This is a genomic window from Veillonella sp. CHU732, from assembly GCF_003992085.1.
Taxonomy (GTDB): domain Bacteria; phylum Bacillota; class Negativicutes; order Veillonellales; family Veillonellaceae; genus F0422.
Genome location: NZ_RQVC01000003.1, coordinates 150,909 through 171,010 on the forward strand (window position 1 = coordinate 150,909; position 20,102 = coordinate 171,010).

Here is a 20,102-nt window from a genome sequence, read left to right on the forward strand (position 1 = left end):
TAGATAGTATGGGAGGTTATCAGGTATGCCGTAACACGTATTGAATGTTTATCTATGAGATTACGTAGGATGGTGAAAGAAAACATAATAATATATATAAGCATTCAATAGTAGGCTGACGAGAGAGATAAGAAGTGTGAGTTGCTCTGGTCGTAGTAGGACTTTCAAAGGTGAAAGCGTGTAGTAGCATCGAGTGCAGAATATATGGAACGTAGTTAAGAGTGTGTATAGGAGTCAAAATACAATGAATAAGATATTTAAAGTTATCTGGAGCAAGTCTAAACAATGTTATATCGTCGTGTCTGAAATGGCGAAGAACCACTCTGGGAAGAAGAAAATCGTAGTAGCAAGTATCTTGGCGGCTATGGCTGTGGGGTCGGGGATACCGGTTATGGCAATAACCCAAGGTAGCGAATATGGTGGTTCAACGGCAATAGGAGCGGGAAGTAGCTCTTATGGCGGAGATGTTGTTACCCCAGTTCAGGAAACTGGTGTTACGTCTATTTCTATTGGTAATTCAGCTACAAGTAATGGAGCGGGAAGTGTTGCTATTGGAGCTGAGGCAAAGTCTGGAAAGGGTGTTGGACCAAAAGGGATTGGTAGTGGGTCTAATATTGTAAACTATGGTGTAGCGATTGGCCGTAAAGCAGAAGTTACTAACGACTATGGAGTTGCTATAGGATTTAGGAATAAGGCTGCTCTATCAGCTACTGCAGTTGGTCAAAGTGCAAACGCACCTAAATTTGGGGCTTCAGCCTATGGTGTAAGTGCTCGTGGCTATGGTCAAGGTGCGATTGCTGTTGGTTTCCAAGCATCAGCAGGGGCAAATCTTATCAATCAAGATGGCAGTCCTAAAAATATTTATACATGGGATGATAATACGAACGATATCAATAGCTATCAAAAATGGGGGGATATGTCTGTAGGTTTACGTGCTCTGGCAACAGGTGGTAATGCCACAGCCTTAGGTCGTAGTGCTACAGCCACTGCAGCAAATGCCGTAGCTATCGGTGGTGGTGATGGCTCCAATTATGATAATAATAGTGAACGAACCCAAGCCACAGCTGAGAAAGCGGTTGCCATCGGATATAGTGCTAAGTCTTCCGCTACAAGCGCCTCTGCATTCGGTACAAAGGCATCTGCATCTGCTGAAAATGCAGCGGCCATTGGTACAAGTGCGTCCGCCTCTGCGAAAGATACTTTTGCAGCAGGCACAAGCGCATCAGCAACGGCAGAAGGTGCGACAGCGATTGGTAAAGGTGCAACCGCAGAAAAAAGTAAAGCGATTGCCATCGGTAGTGAAACAGAAGCAAAAGAGTCTAGTGCTACTGCCATTGGTGCTGGAGCACAAGCAGAAAAAACGGATTCTTTAGCAGTTGGAACTGGGGCGATTTCTGGAGGCACTAGCGCTATTGCTGTTGGTAAAGATGCCACTGCACAAGCGGTAGAAGCGGTAGCAGTAGGTGTTAGCACAGAAGCAAAGCAAGATCACGATGTTGCGCTTGGTAATGCGGCGAAGGCTAATGGTGGTGGCGCCACTGCTGTAGGTTATCTAGTAAATGCCACAGGAAACCAATCTTTCGGTGCCGGATCCAATACATCTGTGACCGGAGCTGCTGCAGTGGGCATTGGTTACAAAGTTACAGCATCAGGAGATCGGGCTATTAGTATTGGTAACAATAATGGTAACACGAATACAGAAGCGACTAATGAGAAAGCTATAGCGATTGGTTCTGGTGCAAGGGCTAAGGGTAATTCAGCCATCGCAATGGGGACTAATATTAGTGTTGAAAAAAATAATACAACGGCTATAGGTATGAATTTAACTGCTAATGAAAGTGCTGAAGGAAGTACTCTCATTGGTAATAATTCTACAACAAAAGGCAATCAATCTATTTCCATTGGGGCGAATAATGAAACTGAAAAAGCCGCACAATACTCTACAGCGATAGGGTATGATGTAAGAGCAAAAGGTAAAAATGCCATTGCTATCGGTTCTAGTGATGAGAGTACTAAAAAGGTAATTGCAGCATCTGAAAGTTCGATTGCGATTGGTACACAAGCACAAAGTAATAATGTAGCAGCCACTGCGATTGGTAAAGAAGCGTTAGCAGGAAATGTAGATGCCATTGCTATTGGTACATCTGCAGAAGGTAATGCAATCTCTACAACAGCGATTGGTAAAGGTGCAAAAGCTAAGAAAAATAATGCCATTGCACTAGGTACTGGAGCGGTGGCAGAAGAGGTCACTACAATTGCTATCGGTAATGGGTCAAAGGCAACTAAAGAAAATGATAATGCGTTTGGTAATGGCAGCACAGCCAGTGGTGGTGGTTCTACGGCTATTGGTTACTTAGTCAATACAACTGGTAATCAAGCTTTTGGTGCTGGCTCCAATACGACTGTATCAGAAGCGGCTGCAGTAGGTATTGGTTATCAAGTTACAGCATCAGGAAATCGTTCCATTAGTATTGGTGCAGACTTTCAGGGTAAGAAGACTACGGCAAGTGCAGCCAATACGGTAGCTATGGGTACAGGCACCCAAGCTAGTGCAACTAGTGCAGTAGCGATAGGAACTAATGCAAGTGCAGGGTTAGAACATTCCGTAGCACTTGGTGAAGGTTCTACTACCACATCAAATGATGGTACAGCTACGACTGGTTATTTGACAAATGAACCGGTAAGTAATAGCGGTAATGGTGTCATTGCGATTGGTAATAAACGTAATGATAAAAATGATACAGGAACTATACTGCGTCGAATTGTTGGCTTAGCTAGTGGTACGAATGACTATGATGCGGCGAATATCAAACAATTAAAAGCATTAGAATCCAATGAGCGCCATATCAAAGCAAAAACGGGAAATGTTGCCTATAAACCAGATGCTACTGGTACAATCACTCTAAATTACGTAAACGGTAAAGGAGAAGATGTTACTGGTGAAACAGCTGAAATTACGGATGTAGCGAAAAAATCTGATGAATGGATGTTACGTACCCAAGATGGCAATACTACGGCAAATGCTACACCGCAAACTGTGAATGGTTTGACGAAAAAAGCTGTTACTTTAAAAGCAGGCGATAACATCGCTATCGAAAATAGCAATGGTATGGTTACTATTAAAGCCAAGAATGTAGTAACATCGATTACTAGCGGAAATAGTACAGCATTGACGGTGAATCCAAGTAACGGTGCTGTGACCATTACCCCTAATATTGCAAGCTCTGTAGGAGCCACTGGTGAAGATGGAAAACTAGTTACCTCTGGCATTGTGAAAACAGCCCTTGATTTGAAAGTTAATAAAACAGATGAATTGCATGTAAAACCTGGTAATTATACAGTTGGTAATGATGGTGATGTATCTTTAATTCAAGAAAACGCTAATAGCCAAGCTCAAAATAATAAAGCTTTCACGATTAAAGATGTGGCTAAAAAATCTGTAGTAGATGGTATCAATACAACAGTGAATACTCATACGACACAGATTTCCAATCTTACTACTGCGGTAGGAGGAAAAGTTAGCCAATCTGATTTTGATACTTTCAGGGCCAAAGCAATTACCTTCAAAGGTGACGATAATGCTGGCGTAGCTCGTGCATTAGACACGACGTTAACGCTGAAAGGCGGGGCTAATTACACGTCTACAACAGCGAATACGAATATTCGTGTTGAAAAAGATGGTTCTAATGGAGCCAATGGATTACTTGTTAAATTATCTGACAAGCTGTCTGGTATGAAAGAAATCGCTGGCAATGGCTCAGATAATTTAGTGATCAAAAATGGTACGAACACAGTGACTATCACACCGGGCAAAACTGGCGACAATGGTACCGTTAACTTTGGCGATGCAAAAGTTGTGGCATCTAATTTAGAAGCGGACATTACATACCGTGCAAATGGTGTTGCAGATACAGCTGCGAATACAGTGAAATTGAAAAAAGGCTTGAATTTCACAGCAGCTACAGACACAAACGCAACAACTGATGGTCCTAAGTCTGGGTTATCTATTACAACAGGTGCAGATGGATTAGTAACCTTTGGTCTAGATAAAGCTACTCGTAGCAAAGTAGACAATGCAGCAGATAAAAACTTAAGTAATTTGTCTGATGACGGTAAAGGTAAAGTAACAGAATTAGCAAAAGCAGCTGCGAAAGAAGCTGTGAAAGTAGCCAATGGTATCAACACAACAGTGGATACAGATACAACCACAACCGCTGGAGTCACTACGTATAAAGTAAATGCAAACGATACAACAGTGGCAGTTACAGGAGATGCCCTTGCCATTATTGGTGGAGATCTAGGTACAGACAAAGTACGTAAGTATTCTTTAGATTTATCCGATGCTAGCAAAGCTAAATTAAAAGCTGTAAGTGGTTTGGCTACGATTATCGGTGGCACAAACATTGCTGCAGATGGAACTGTAACAGGGCCATCTTTCAATATTACGAAAGCAGATGGTAGTAGTGAAAATGCAACTACCTTGAAAGATGCTATCGATAAGTTAAATGCAACTAATGCGGGTCAAAACTCAAAAATCTCTGAAACGGCTGGTAAAGTAGGAACTTTAGAAACAAATGTAACGAACTTAGGAAACACTGTCACTAACCTAGGTAATACGGTAACTAATTTGGGCAATACGGTAACTAGCAATTACAATGATTTGTCTAACAAAATTACACAAGCTGGAGCAGCAGCCACTACAGCAGCAACAGCGAAAGGGTTGAACTTCACTGGTGATGATACAACAGATAATGGTAAAGTACACCGTGATTTAGGAGAAACTTTAACCATCAAAGGTGGAGAAAACTTTACTCGTGGAGCTAATGAGAACAACATTAAAGTTGTGAAAAATGATAAAGCCCTTGACGTGAAATTAGCAGAAAACCTTGGGAACATCAAAGAAATCGCTGGTGATGGTACACATGATTTGGTGATCAAAAATGGAGATACTAAGGTTACTGTAAAAGCTCCTAAAGATGGAGACAAAGGTAGCATCGATTTCGGAGATACTAAATTAGTGGCTTCTAATTTAGATGCATCTATCAAATATCGTGCAAACGATGATGCAGTAGAAAATGCAAAATCCGTTAAATTAGCAGATGGATTTAATTACGTAGCAAGTAAGGATGTAACGACTACGGCAGAAGGACCTAAATCTGGTTTAGCGATTACAGCAGAGGATAATGGTAAAGTTACATTTGGCTTAGATAAGGCTACACGTGAAAAAGTAGACAATGCAGCGGATAAAAACTTAAGTAATTTATCTGATGATGGTAAAGACAAAGTAAAAGAATTAGCGAAAGATGCGGCGAAAACAGCTGTACAAGTAGCAGATGGTATCAACACAACGGTTACTACGGATACAACAACTACAGCAGGTACAACAATCTACAAAGTGAATGCTAATGACACAACGGTAGCGGTAAATGGAGATGCATTAGCAATCTCTGGTGGAACTCCAGATGCTACTTCAAAAGTGCGTGCTTATACGTTAGACTTATCTGATGCAACAAAAGCTAAATTAAAATCTGTAGACGGTTTGGCTACCGTTATCGGTGGTACAACAATTGCTGCAAATGGTACAGTAACAGGACCAACTTTCAGTATTACCAAAGCAGATGGCACTAGTGAAAATGCAACTACATTAAAAGATGCTATTGATAAATTAAATGCGACTAATGCGGGGCAAAATACAAAAATCTCTGAAACTGCTGGAAAAGTAACAGATTTGGGAACAACAGTTACTAATAATTACAATGACTTATCTAACAAAATTACCCAAGCTACAACAGCCGCCACAACAAAAGGGTTGAACTTCACTGGTGACGACACAACGGATACTGGTAAAGTGCACCGTGATTTAGGAGAAACCTTAACGATCAAAGGTGGAGAAAACTTCACACGAGGAGCCAATGAGAGCAACATTAAAGTTGTGAAAAATGATAAAGCTCTTGATGTGAAATTGGCTGAAAACCTTGCGAACATCAAAGAAATCGCTGGTGATGGTAAAACAGATTTAGTCATCAAAAATGGCGATACTAAGGTTACAGTAAAAGCTCCTAAAGATGGAAACACAGGTAGTATCGATTTTGGAGATACAAAATTAGTAGCTTCTAACTTAGACGCGTCTATCAAATATCGCGCAAACGATGAAGCAGTAGCGAATGCGAAATCCGTTAAATTAGCAGATGGCTTTAATTACGTAGCAAGTAACGATGCAACCACAACTGCAGAAGGCCCAAAATCTGGTTTAGCGATTACAGCAGAGGATAATGGCAAGGTTACATTCGGTTTAGATAAAGCTACACGTACCACTCTTGATAATGCAGCAAGTAAAGAGTATTTAGAAAATGCACTAACTAACCTAAATAGCACAATTACAGGCAATGCAAATCTAAACTTTGCTGGTAATGTAACAAAAGACGCACAAGGTAAAGCTGCGGATAAAATAGGCTTAGCATTAGCTACTGGCACATTACATGTTAATGGCGATAATACAAACATTGTTACCACAGCAAAAGGCAATACCATTACTGTTGAATTGGCACAAGCTGTGAAAGACCAATTGGCTAAAGTTGGCGATACAGCCTCTAATGGCCGTGATGGTGTAAATGGTACATCTGGTGCACAAGATTTAACTGGTGCAGATGGTTTAAACAATGCCACATTAAACGATAAAGTAAACGCTCTACGTAATGGCGAAGCTGGTTCAGTGGTGTACACTAACGAAGCTGGGGACCGAGTTATAAAAGCTAAGGATGGTAAGTACTACAAAGCTGACGAAGTAAAAGCTGACGGTACTGTAAAAACTGCAGCGGAAAACAATAACAAAGAACCGCAAGCAGTAGACAACCCACAAGCACGTGTAGTGAACGGCAATGGAGATACAAAAACAGCAACTACCTTATCTAACATTGCAGATGGCAAAGTAGGAGCCAACTCCAAAGAAGCTGTGAATGGAGGTCAATTACACACTGTGAAATCTGATCTAGCTACAGCATTGGGCGGTGATTCCAAAGTGAATACTGACGGATCCTTTACAGGTCCTACGTACAACATCACAAAAGATGATGGTACTAATGGGACTGAACCTGTTAAAAATGTAGGTGATGCGATTTCTAAGCTAGATACTCGTATCAACAATGCGAACTCTACGTTATCTACAAAAGGCTTAGACTTCTACGGTAATAAAGACACTGCAGACACAGATAAAGTACACCGTAACCTTGGTGAAACTTTAAAAGTGAAAGGCGCAGAAAACTTTGCTCGTGCTGAAGGGGCTAAGAATAACATTGATGTAGTGAAAAATACTGCAGGCGATGGATTCGATGTGAAATTGGCAGAAAACCTAGCAAACATGAAAGAAATCGCTGGGGATGGTACCCATGACTTAGTGATTAAAAACGGGGATACTAAGGTTACAGTAAAAGCTCCTAAAGCTGGAAATACAGGCAGCATTGATTTCGGAGATACGAAATTAGTTGCTAATAACTTAGATGCGGCTATCAAATATCGTGCAAATGATGAAGCAGTAGCGAATGCGAAATCCGTTAAATTAGCAGATGGATTTAATTACGTAGTAAGTAACGATGCAACCACAACTGCAGAAGGTCCTAAATCTGGTTTAGCGATTACAGCAGAGGATAATGGTAAAGTTACATTCGGCTTAGATAAAGATACTCGTAGTAAAGTAGACAATGCAGCCGATAAAAACTTAAGCAATTTATCTGATGCTGGTAAAGAAAAATTCAAAGAATTAGCAAAAGATGCAGCGAAAACAGCGGTAAAAGTGGCTGACGGTATCAATACAACGGTTACTACGGATACAACGACTACAGTAGGTACAACAATCTACAAAGTGAATGCAAATGACACAACAGTAGCTGTAAATGGAGATGCATTAGCAATCTCTGGTGGCACTCCAGATGCTACTTCAAAAGTTCGTGCTTATACATTAGACTTATCTGATGCTACCAAAGGTAAATTAGCAGCGGTAGGTAATTTGGCAAATGTCATTGGTGGCACAACGATTGCTACAGATGGTACAGTAACAGGACCAACTTTCAATATTACGAAAGCAACTGGTGGTACTGATACTGCAAATACTTTAAAAGATGCTATCGAAAAATTGGATGCAGCTAACCAAGGTCAAAATACAGCGATTACGAATCTAGGTACAAGAATTACTAACTTGGTAGATGGTGGCATGACGTTCATCGGTGATGATGCAACAGCAGATAAAGTAGCTCGTAAATTAGGAGAAACCTTAAACATCCATGGTCAAAACAACATCACTGTGAAAAAAGATGGTACCGATGCGACTACATTAAATGTAAAACTAGCTAATGATTTGAAAAATATCACATCCATCACAAATGCCGATGCAGATGGCAAACCAGGTAGCAAAATTACCTTAGGCGCAGATGGTGTATCTATTGCTAATACAGCAGCAGGCGCAGATGGCGCAGCTGGCGACACAAAAACTGTAACCATTAGCAAAGATGGTATCAATGCTGGCGGCATGAAAGTCACTAATGTAGCGAAAGCAACAGAGAATGGCGATGCAGCAAATAAAGAATATGTAGATAATGAGATTACTAAGCTACAAACAACAGTTACTAATAATGCAAATCTAAACTTTGCAGGTAACGTGACAAAAGACGCACAAGATAAAGCTGCGGATAAAGTAGGTTTATCATTAGCTACTGGCACATTACATGTCAATGGAGATAATACAAACATTGTAACCACAGCAAAAGGCGATACGATTACTGTTGAATTGGCACAAGCTGTAAAAGACCAACTGGCTAAAGTTGGCGATACAGCTTCTAACGGCCGTGATGGCAAAGATGGAGTATCTGGAGCGAAAGGCTTAACGGGTGCAGATGGTTTAAACAATGCCACGTTAAATGACAAAGTAAACGCTCTACGTAATGGCGAAGCTGGTTCTGTGGTGTACACTAATGAGGCTGGGGATCGTGTTGTAAAAGCAAAAGATGGCAAGTACTACAAAGCTGATGAAGTAAAAGCTGACGGTACTGTAAAAACTGCTGATGAAAATAATGGCAAAGCACCAGAAGCTTTGGAGAACCCACAAGCACGTGTGGTGAATGGCAATGGAGATACAAAAACAGCAACTACCTTATCTAACATTGCAGATGGCAAAGTAGCAGCTAACTCCAAAGAAGCTGTGAACGGAGGTCAATTACACACGGTAAAATCTGACCTAGCTACAGCACTGGGCGGTGATTCTAAAGTGAATACTGACGGATCCTTTACAGGTCCTACGTACAACATCACAAAAGATGACGGTACTAACACAACCGAAGAAGCGAAAACCGTAGGGGATGCGATTTCTAAATTAGATAGCCGTATCAACAATGCAAACAGCTCCTTAGCTACAAAAGGCCTAGACTTCTACGGTAATAAAGACACTGCTGACACAGATAAAGTACACCGTAATTTGGGTGAAACTTTAAAAGTGAAAGGTGCTGAGAACTTCAAACGTGAAGCAACAGCTACAAACAATATTGATGTAGTAAAAAATACGGCTGGCGATGGATTCGATGTGAAATTAGCAGAAAACCTAGCAAACATGAAAGAAATTGCTGGGGATGGCAAAACTGATTTGGTGATAAAAAACGGCGATGCAACGATTACGTTGAAACCAGCAAAACCAGCTGTGAACGATCCTACGACAGGTGACGTGACAACACCAGCTAAACCAGCTACGGTAGACTTCGGTGACAGCAATGTAGTAGCTAAAAACTTAGATGCCTCTATTACATACCGTGCGAATAATGCTGAAGATACAGCTGCAAATACAGTAAAACTGAAAAAAGGTTTGAACTTTGTAGCAGGTACTGGTACAGTAGCGCCAAAAAATCTAGAAGCAGGTACGGCAAGTCCAAGCGCGACTACAGATTCTGTAGCTTCTAAAAAAGGTATCGTCATTTCCACAGACGTTGATGGCATGGTAAATATCGGTTTAGACAGTGACACACGTAGCGCTATCGACAATGCAGCAGATAAAGCTGATGTGAATGCAGCAGTTACCAATTTAGATACAAGAATTTCTAATTTGGTAGACGGTGGTATGACGTTCATCGGTGATGACGCGACAGCAGATACAGTGACTCGTAAATTAGGAGAAACTTTAAACATCCATGGTCAAAATAATATCACTGTGAAAAAAGATGGTACCGATGCGACTACATTAAATGTTAAGTTAGCTAGTGATTTGAAAAATATAACATCCATCACAAATGCCGATGCAGATAACAAACCAGGTAGCAAAATTACATTAGGTGGTGATGGCGTAACAATTACGAATACGCAAGCTCCAGCAGCAGGTGCGACAACTGGTGAAACAAAAACGGTAACGATCGGCAAAGATGGTATCAATGCTGGTGGCATGAACATCACGAATGTAGCAGAAGCTAAAAATGATGGCGATGCGACGAATAAACAATACGTAGATAACGCTATCAATAAGTTAGGTGAAACTTTAACGAATAACGCGACATTGAACTTTGCTGGTAATGTGACAAAAGACGCACAGGATCAAGATACAGAAAAAGTAGGCTTATCCTTAGCAAAGGGTACATTACATGTCAATGGGGATAATACCAACATTGTAACTACAGCAAAAGGCGATACGATTACTGTGGAATTGGCACAAGCTGTGAAAGACCAATTAGCTAAAGTTGGGGATACAGCTTCTAACGGCCGTGATGGTAAAGATGGAGTATCTGGTGCGAAAGGCTTAACGGGTGCAGATGGCTTAAACAATGCCACATTGAATGACAAAGTAAACGCTTTACGTAATGGTGAAGCTGGATCTGTGGTATACACTAACGAAGCTGGCGACCGTGTGGTAAAAGCAAAAGATGGCAAATACTACAAAGCTGACGAAGTAAAAGCTGATGGTACTGTAAAAACTGCAGCGGAAAACAATAACAAAGAACCGCAAGCAGTAGACAACCCACAAGCACGTGTAGTGAACGGCAATGGCGATACAAAAACAGCAACTACCTTATCTAACATTGCAGATGGCAAAGTAGCAACCAACTCCAAAGAAGCTGTGAATGGTGGTCAATTACACACTGTGAAATCTGACCTAGCTACAGCCCTTGGGGGTGATTCCAAAGTGAACACTGACGGCTCCTTTACAGGTCCAACGTACAACATCACAAAAGATGATGGTAGTAATACAACTGAAGAAGCGAAAACCGTAGGGGATGCGATTTCTAAATTAGATACGCGTATCAACAATGCAAACAGCTCCTTAGCTACAAAAGGCTTAGACTTCTACGGTAATAAAGACACTGCTGACACAGATAAAGTACACCGTAATTTGGGTGAAACTTTAAAAGTGAAAGGTGCTGAGAACTTCAAACGTGAAGCAACAGCTACAAACAATATTGATGTAGTAAAAAATACGGCTGGCGATGGATTCGATGTGAAATTAGCAGAAAACCTAGCAAACATGAAAGAAATTGCTGGGGATGGCAAAACTGATTTGGTGATAAAAAACGGCGATGCAACGATTACGTTGAAACCAGCAAAACCAGCTGTAAACGATCCTGCTACTGGGGATGAAACGACTCAGGCTAAACCAGCTACCGTAGACTTCGGTGACAGCAATGTGGTAGCGAAAAACTTAGATGCAACTATTACATACCGTGCGAATAATGCTGAAGACACAGTTGCAAACACAGTAAAATTGAAAAAAGGTTTAAACTTCGTAGCCGGCACTGGTACAGTAGCTCCTAAAGCTCCAGCTACAGATGGAACAAATCCAACAGCAGGTACAACTACTACAACTAGTCCAACAGCGACTACAGATGGAGTAGCGACTAAAAAAGGTATTGCTATTTCCACAGACGTTGATGGCGTAGTAAATATCGGTTTAGACAATGACACACGTAGTGCTATCGACAATGCAGCGAATCAAGATTTGAGCAACTTGACTCCTGCCGGCAAAAAAGCAATTACCGATGCTGCACAAGGGGCAGTGAAAGTAGCGGCTGGTAATAATGTCACAGTGGATACAGAAACGAAAGACAATGTAACAACGTATACAGTGAATGGTCGTGATACGACTGTGAAAGCAGCTACAGGTGGTAGCATATCTGTAACAGGTGGCGATCTAAATGCTAAAGGAGAACGAGAATACACAGTAGATTTAACGGATACAGCGAAAGCGGAAATCAATAGAATCGCAGGTATCGATACTCGATTAACCACAGCGGAAGGAAATATCACTGTTTTACAAGGGGATATGACGAAAGCCAAAGCAGATATCGTTACGAACGCTGGCAATATTACTAAAAACGCAGGTAACATCGCAACAAATACAGCTAATATCGCTAAAAATGCGGGAGATATCGCAACTAACGCAGGCAATATCAAAACAAATGCAACTAACATTGCAACCAATGCTGGCAATATAGCTACGAATACAAAAAATATAGCTACAAATGCAACTAATATTGCCAAAAATGCAGAAGATATCGCTACTAACGCAGGTAATATCACTAAAAATGCCGGCAATATTACAACCAATGCTACTAACATTGGCAAGAACGCGCAAGCCATTCAAGCATTACAAGGTAACTCAGCAACAAAAGATTTGAGCAACCTTACCAATGCAGGTAAAGATGTGGTGACAGGCTTAGTAAATGTAGTGGGCACGAATGGTATTACTGTCACACCTGACACGGATGCAACGTCACGAGTGAAAACTTTCACAGCGAAACTGGATGACAAAGTGACTTTCGGTCAAGGTGATAAACAAATCACTGTGGATGGGACAACGGGTACTATTATGGGACCAAATGCTACGATCAATGTAGTGAACACGAACACAGTTCAAGTTGGTGATACTAATAAAACTAATACGGCGGTAACGCCTGAAGGTGTAACTATTACGACAAAACAACCGGATGGTACGGTAACATCCACTGTGGTCATTAAAGATGGTACAGTGTCTGGCTTGACGAATACGAAATGGGATCCAACAAAAGTAACGGATGTAGATCGTAGTAAGGCAGCTACGCAAGGTCAAGTGAAAGATGTATCTGATACATTACAAAAAGGTCGTGTCTTTGCAGCTGATACTGGAGTAGCGTCTACTACAGTGGCATTAGGAGATACCTTGGCGATTAAAGGCGGGGCGAAAGGGCCGATGACAGATAACAACATCGGTGTAGAACTTTCAGCGGGCACAGACAAAACGCCAGCGACCATGACAGTACGCTTGGCAAAAGATGTGAAAATGAAAGACGGTTCTACGTCCTACAATTACTACTTGCCTGAGGTAATCACAAAACCTGATGGTACGAAGGACATCGCTAAGAACGCAGATGGAACTGTGAAATACCAAACAGATAAAGAAGGTAATCCTATTTCTATTGTCACTACCACTGTGAATGGAGAAGGCATAACGATTGCTCCAGTGAAAGGCTTGAACAAACCATCCGTTAGCTTAACGGCAGATGGATTGGATAATGGTGGCAATGCGATTCATCATGTAGGACCAGGCACAGCAGCAGATGATGCGGCGACCCTTGGTCAAGTGGTGGCAGCAACCAGTGCGGTGAGCCGTCAGGTGAATCAAACTGGAGCTCATGCAGCAGCACTAGCAGCGATGAATCCATTGAGCTATGATCCTCTTAAAAAATCCCAAGTCATGGCTGGATACGGCGCTTATAAAGGTAATAGTGCATTGGCACTCGGCGTGGCACACTATGCTAACGAAGATACTCTATTCAACGTAGGGGTCAGCGTAGGCAATGGTGAAAACATGGTGAATGCAGGTATGACGTACCGATTCGGTGGCGAAGACAGCATGATTCCAGAACGTTACAAAGGCGGTCCAATTTCTTCTGTGTATGTAATGCAAGATGAAATCACCGCTCTGAAAGCTGAAAATGCTCGCAAAGATGCGGAGAATGCTAAAAAAGAGGCAGAGAATGAGGAAATGAAAGCACAAATTAAAATGCTTATCGAACGCGTAACAATGCTGGAAGCAAAAAAATAATACATCATACATGAGGTGAATGCCTTAGAGTATGATAAAAATAGACACTCAGTCGAAAGGCTGGGTGTCTTTTGTATGTACGTTATACAATCGATGAAAAGATAGATTTGAACACCTCTTGAAATAATTTCACATTTCTTCATCTTATCTTCATGAAGATAGTGCATAATATCTACATCGAAAAATATGAATAAATGATACTGTATAAAATTAACAAAACGTGCTATTCAAGTGAGTGAGGTTTAATTATAACTAAGTTGCATAAATTTTTGATAATTACCACATTGAAAATACATATATAACAGGTATAATTTAAGTGTATAAAATGCAGTAGAAATTATATAGTTGATTATAAAATGCACGAATGAGCGTTTGGTGGCGTTATCAAAGCGTGTAACTTATGATAAAATTAGGGGGGGTAAATAGTTCTCCCCTATATCTATTGTAAAAAGTGTATAAAACAATCAAAATAAATATTGATACTTTTCGATGTATTAGGTGTAATATACTAGACAATATGTGTGATTATGTAATAGGCCTATAACCTACTATATAAGTGAAACACATGAAAAACAGTAAGTATGTGAACAATCAGTTAATAGGGAAGTGTATATTAGCTGGCATAACAAAAGTAATTTCGTATAGTTATTTTTTCAGTGATTAGTACAACAGGAGGAAGAATTACAAATGAACAAGTTATTCAAAGTTATTTGGAGCAAATCCAAGCAATGTTACATCGTAGTATCTGAAGTAGCAAAAAACACGACAGGTAAAAAGAAAATTGCTGTAGCTAGCGTGTTGGCAGCATTGACAGTGAGTGCGCAAGTAGCAACGGTACAAGCAGCTATTCCAGAAGGGACTGCGACAAATGGAGCGGCCCTAGCTATCGGTAACAATGTTAAAGTCAGCAATGATAGTTCCACCGGTGTTGGTAAAGATATTGAAGTAACAAGACGGTTCGCGGTAGCTGTCGGATTTGGCGTTAAGGCATCTGCAGATAATGCTGTGGCAATTGGATCGGGTGCTCGATTTGGGACAATACAAGCCAATGGTAATGATAGTATTGCTATAGGAACTCGTGCAGAAGCAGGTATGCAAAGTTCTATCGCTATTGGTCGTTTGAGCCGTGCTATCACAGGTGAAAAAGGCGTGGCCATCGGTAATGAAGCGGTGACAACAGCGTTGTCTGCCATTGCAATTGGTAATAAAGTGAATGCTACGAAGGATACTGCCACTAGTATTGGTAACGAATCCAACGCCACTGGAACAGCAGCAGCTGCCTATGGTAACAAAGCACAAGCAACAGCAGATAGCACTGTAGCAGTGGGTGATGAATCTAAAGCTACAGGCGCTAATGCTACAGCAGTAGGTAAATCTAGTGAAGCTTCACAAGATAGTGCATTGGCTGCTGGTAATGGTGCTAGTGCTACAGCAACAGGTACAGTAGCAGTTGGTAAAAATGCATCTGCTAGCGGTGTGCAATCCATTGCTATCGGTAGTGCTGGTGCCGATGCAGCAGAAGCTCCAGCAGCGTCTGGCACACAATCTATCGCAATTGGTACAAAAACAGTAGCTAATAGTGGTAATGCTATTGCTATCGGTTCTGATGCAAAAGCAACAGGTGTTAGTGCAGTATCTATCGGTTTATCTACAGTAGCCAAAGAACAGGGTGCTACAGCTGTCGGTACAAATGTTAAAGTTGAAACTAACAAAGCGGTAGGTATCGGTTTCGATATTAACGTTCGTCAAGCAGGTGCTACAAATATTGGTTATAAATCTGATAATGATGCAAACCAAGCAGTAGCCATTGGTGCTCGAAATAGTGTGGCAGCGGATGCTCAATATGGTACAGCAGTAGGTTATTTCACACGAGTTACTGCTAAAAATGCTATTGCTATCGGTTCTAGTAACGACAATAACGGTAACAGCGATGCAGGTAAAGTATTAGCATCTGCTGAAAGTGCAGTAGCTATCGGTACATCTGCTCATGCAGAAGCAACTAGCGCAGTAGCAATTGGTACAAAAGCGAAAGCACAATTGGCTCACTCCGTAGCATTAGGTGAAGGTTCTACAACAACAGAGGCTGATGGCAATGCTACAACTGGTTACTTAACAAACGATGCTGTTAATAACACTGGTAATGGTATCATCTCCGTAGGTAATGGTGGCACTATCCTTCGTCGTATCACTAGCGTTGCTAGTGGTACAAATGATAACGATGCTGTGAACGTAAAACAATTGAAAGCATTACGTAACGCATCTCTAAGCACAATTTCAGTAGTAAATGGTGCTACATCTACAGACTTAGTGCCTAACACAACAGAAGGTGCTGCAGATGCTCATAAAGTAAAATTAGTTGCTGGCAAAAATATTACCTTAACGGCAAATGGAAATGCGGTAACAATCGCATCTAAGAGTGAAGTAAATTCCATTACCAGTGGTAATGATGATGCTATCTCTATCAATACAGGTGCAGATGGTAAAGTCAGTGTAACTCCTAACTTGGCGACTGATGTAAATGCAGCTGGCGATGCTAATAAATTGGTAACAGCTGGTAAAGTAAAAGAAGCATTAGCTGATAAAGTAGGTACAGCAAAATTAAATGAAGAATTAGCGAAAAAAGCGAATGCTGCAGATATCACTAATTTAACAAGCAATAAATTAGACAAAACTGCTGAACTACATGTGAAAAAAGGTACGTATGCTGTAGCTGATGATGGATCTGTAACATTGGACAAAGCAGATGGCACAGGCACTGTGAAAGCTGATGAAGCAGTAAAAATCACTGGTTTAGCAAGCAAAGCAAAATTAGATGAATTAAAAACAGAAGTAGATAAAAAAGCAAGCAAAACTGATTTAGATACAAAAATTGGTGAAGTTAATGCTGAATTAGCTACGAAAGTAAGTAATGATACTTTCAGAGACGAAATGGCTAAAAAGGCTGATTTAAAAGCCATAAGCGACTTGAAAGATGTATTGGCTGGTAAAGTAGATACTGCAGCACTTGATAAAATAGTAGCGGCCATGGGTAATAAAGTTGATGAAACTGAATTAAATGAACGTTTAAAAGCAGAAAAAGCTGAAAGTGCAGCAGCTCTTAAAAAGGCTGTAGATGCTGCTAAAGCAACCTCTGATACGGGTGTGAATGAGTTAAAAGCAGGTAAACTTGATAAAACGGCTGAATTACATGTTGTCAAAGGCGAATATGAAGTAGATACTGAAGGCGATGTAACTTTGAAAAAAGCTAATGGCGAAAATACTGAAGTCGCAGATGAGAATGTTGTGATCAAAGGTGTAGCGTCTAAAGCTAAATTAAAAGACGTAGCTGATAAAGTAACGGCGGCTGAAGGTGATATCACTACATTAAAAGAGGGCGTTAAAGAAAATAAAGATGGCTTAGCTGGGTTAACAACAAAAGTTGATGATGTTAAAGCAACTGCTGATAAAGCAAAAGACGATCTTGGTAAATTAACAACTAAAGTTGAAGGTATCGGTAACACAGTGGCTGAGCAAGGCGAAAAAATCAAGGCACAAGGCGACAAAATTGCTGATATTGAAAAAAATATCGCTGATAACGTAGTAACAAATGATTCTATGGCAGGTAAATTAGCGGAGCTAAAAACTGAATTAGGTACTAACACAGTATTACATTTTGCTGGTGACAAAACTATCGATGACAAAGGTACAGCAGATGATACTGCGGATGATGACAATACTGCATCTAAATTATCCTTGAACTTAAAAGATCAAACATTAAAAGTAAAAGGTACTACTGACGAAATCGAAACAACAGCAAAAGGTGACACTATCACAGTTGGTTTATCTGATAAGGTGAAGGAAGATTTGGCTAAAATTGCTAAGCTTGGTGATACAACAGCTGATGGACGTGATGGTGCGAATGGTACAGCGAAAGATACTGGTTTAACTGGTCAAGATGGTTTGAATGGTAAAACATTAACAGATAAAGTGAATGCATTGCGTAATGGTGAAGCTGGTTCTGTCGTATATACTGATGCTGATGGCAAACGTTTAGTGAAAGCTAATGATGGTAAATATTACTTAGCTAAAGATGTGGACGAAGATGGTAATAAAGTGGGTGCAGCTAAACCTGTAGAAGGCGATAAACTAAAAGCTAGTGTAGTGAATCCTGATGGTTCCACTAACCCAACTACATTATCCAACTTAAAAGATGGAAAAATTGCTGCTGGCTCCAAAGATGCTGTGACTGGTAACCAATTGCATGCAGCAAAGGCTGAAGTTGCTAAATATCTTGGTGGTGGTGCAACTGTAGATGAAAATGGTAATGTAACAGAACCAACGTTTACAGTAAAAGATAAAGACAATAAAGACGTTCAGGCTCATACCGTAGGAGATGCTTTATCTACTATGAATGAACGCTTAAACAATGCTAGCTCTGCAGCAGCGGCTGATATTAAGCAATTAAAAGATATGGATGGCTTAAGCGATAAAGGTAAAAATGCTATCAAAGATCTAGCAAAAGATGCTATCGATGTTAAAGGTGATAAAAACATTACCGTTACCTATAAAGAGGTAGATGGTGTTAAAACATTCTATACAACATTGAGCGAAAAAATTACTCTTGGTAAACATGATGCTAACGATCCTGATGGAGATCATTCTAACGACCCAGGTGTAGAACTTGATGGACACGAAGGAACTATCGTAGCTGGTGATCCAAATGGTAAAACAGCTGTAAAAATCGATGGTAAAGACGGCAGTGTAACAGCTGGTAAAGACGATAAACAAGTTAAGCTAGATGGTGAACATGGTAAAGTAACTGTAGGCAACCCAACAGGCGATAAATTTGTTGAACTTGATGCAACAACTGGTGGTGTACAAGCAAATAAAGTAACTGCAGGTAAAGATGATAAAGCAGTATCTTTAGATGGCGATAACGGCACTATTACAGCTGGTAAAGGTCCAAATGCTGTTGCTATTGATGGCACTAAAGCGCAAATCACAGCTGGTGAAGGCGAAAATAAAGTAGGTATCGATGGTACAACTGGTAGTGTAACAGCTAAAACTGTAAGTGCTAAAACTGCTGAATTTGGTGCTCCAGTGGATAAAGATGGAAAACAAGCTAATGGCACAAGCAAAACTACTATCAATAATGATGGTATCTCCGTTAAGAGTGTAGATGCTAATGGTAAAGAATCCACTATCACTATCAAAGATGGTAAGATCACTGGCTTACAACCTGGCACTGGTGCTAACGATGTAGCTACTGTTGGTCAAGTTCAAGAAGAGATTGCTAAAACTACGGGTCAATTAGGTCAAGTATTAGAAAAAACAGTTCAACGTGTTGACCAAGTAGGTGCACACTCCGCAGCATTAGCAGCATTGAATCCATTGAGCTACGATCCATTGAGAAAATCTCAAATCATGGCTGGCGTAGGTACATACAGTGGAAACCAAGCATTAGCATTAGGTCTTGCTCACTATGCAAATGAAAACTTCATGGTAACAGCTGGATTCACAATGGGATCTGGTAAGAGCATGGCAAATCTTGGCGCTACATATCGCTTCGGTAGTGGAGAACATGATGACCTTCCAGAACGTTACAAAGGTGGTCCAATCTCCTCCGTATATGTAATGCAAGATGAAGTGACAGCATTAAAAGCAGAAAACGCTGAAATGAAAGATCAAATTAAAATGCTTATGCAACGAATTGATATGTTAGCTAGTAAGTAACTAGAATCACAGGCAAATAGTATGGCTCATAGATACTAGAATTTTCTAGACGAGCCTCTGGCACCTAGGTTTACGTACGAGCAACGAAGAATACAAAAAACAAAAAGACACCTAGTCGAAAGACTGGGTGTCTTTTTGTATGTACAACATAAAACAGATGATACGATATATTTAAACCTATTTTGAAATAATTTCACATTTCTTCATCTTATCTTCATGAAGATAGTGCATAATGTCTACATCTAAAAAATATGAATAAACAATACTGCATAAAATTAACAAAACGTGCTATTCAAGTGAGTGAGGTTTAATTATAACTAAGTTGCATAAATTTTTGATAATTACC

2 protein-coding genes are annotated in these 20,102 nt (G+C 40.5%); both read left to right on the plus strand.

Translation table 11 applies throughout. The annotated features are described in order from the left end of the window. Positions 1–244 precede the first annotated feature (244 nt). Positions 245–14,044, plus strand: coding sequence for a YadA-like family protein (locus EO121_RS02415; RefSeq protein ID WP_127165744.1), 13,800 nt, complete (start codon positions 245–247; stop codon positions 14,042–14,044). A 687-nt stretch (positions 14,045–14,731) separates the two neighbouring features. Next, positions 14,732–19,756 (plus strand): YadA-like family protein, encoded by a 5,025-nt coding sequence (locus EO121_RS02420; protein WP_127165746.1) that lies wholly within the window; start codon positions 14,732–14,734, stop codon positions 19,754–19,756. The last annotated feature ends 346 nt before the right edge of the window (positions 19,757–20,102 follow it).

Excerpts from the sequence above, each read along its gene's own strand:
- EO121_RS02415 (WP_127165744.1), top strand. The coding sequence starts at position 245 with ATGAATAAGATATTTAAAGTTATCTGGAGCAAGTCTAAACAATGTTAT.
- EO121_RS02420 (WP_127165746.1), top strand. The coding sequence starts at position 14,732 with ATGAACAAGTTATTCAAAGTTATTTGGAGCAAATCCAAGCAATGTTAC.